We start from the raw sequence: 1,110 nt of genomic DNA on the forward strand, positions 1-1,110 counted from the left end.
CAAGTTATTAGATGATTATGACAGTGACTGTGAAATCACTCCGATGAACAAGCCAAAAGAGTCTAGCGATGAACAGATGCGAAGACAAAGGATAGCTGTCGATCGGAAGGTAACATCGACTCTACAGCGAATTGCAGAACAAAATGGAAGTACGATTAATACAGTCGCTGAAGTAATATGTGGAATCATGCTGCAAGTATGTACTAGAAACCAAGATGTAGTCTTTGGAAAAGTCGTATCAGGAAGAAATGCTGATATCAAGGGCATAGAAGATATGGTAGGTCTGTTCATTAATACTATTCCAGTAAGAGTAAGAACAGAAGATAAGATGAGCATTAGGGAACTGTTGAAGAAACAGCAAGAACAGGGAAATGAAAGTACGAGCTATGATTATTATTCATTGGCAGAGATACAAAATGAGACACTGCAAGGAACAGAATTGATTAAAGTCCTGTATGTTTTTGAAAACTATATGTCTGGATTAGAGTCAGAACAACAAGAAACTGATAAAAATCAGATGATGGTAGCACTCGAACAAGCAAGAGAACAAACCAATTATGCAATATCTATAGCAGGATATGAAATGGATGGAGCACTTGGTTTTGACATTATGTATAATCCAAATCAATTTAGTGAAGAAGACATACAGAGGTTATTAGAACGTTTGGTGAAGATCAGTGAGGAAATCGCAGAAAATCCAGACAGACAAGTAGCGGAAATAGAAACCGTGACTGAGGATGAAAAAGAAAAGATCCTCCATGACTTCAATGCAACCAAGACAGAGTATCCAAGAGAGAAGACGGTAGTCGAACTGTTCGAAGAACAGGCAGCTAAGACATCGGATCAGATCGCTTTAGTCTTCGAAGGTGAAGAAGTAAGCTACCGAGAGCTGAATGAAAGAGCCAATGTGTTAGCTCATAAGTTAAGAGAACTGGGCGTAAGACCAGATGACTTCGTAGCGATCATGGCAGAAAGAAGTATCGAGATGATTGCGGGAATTTACGGAATCATCAAGGCTGGGGCCGCTTATGTACCAATCGATCCAACGTATCCAGAAGAAAGAATCGCGTTTATGTTGGAAGACTGTCAGCCAAAGGCCATATTACTTTA

At 39.6% G+C, this 1,110-nt stretch carries 1 protein-coding gene; it reads left to right on the plus strand.

What is annotated here, in order from left to right:
• Positions 1 to 1,110, plus strand: a 1,110-nt coding sequence (locus ABE34_RS25750; protein ID WP_206700832.1) for a condensation domain-containing protein, incomplete at both ends; no start/stop codon positions are given.

Source organism: Lysinibacillus sphaericus (assembly GCF_015844675.1).
Taxonomy (GTDB): Bacteria; Bacillota; Bacilli; order Bacillales_A; family Planococcaceae; genus Lysinibacillus; species Lysinibacillus sphaericus_E.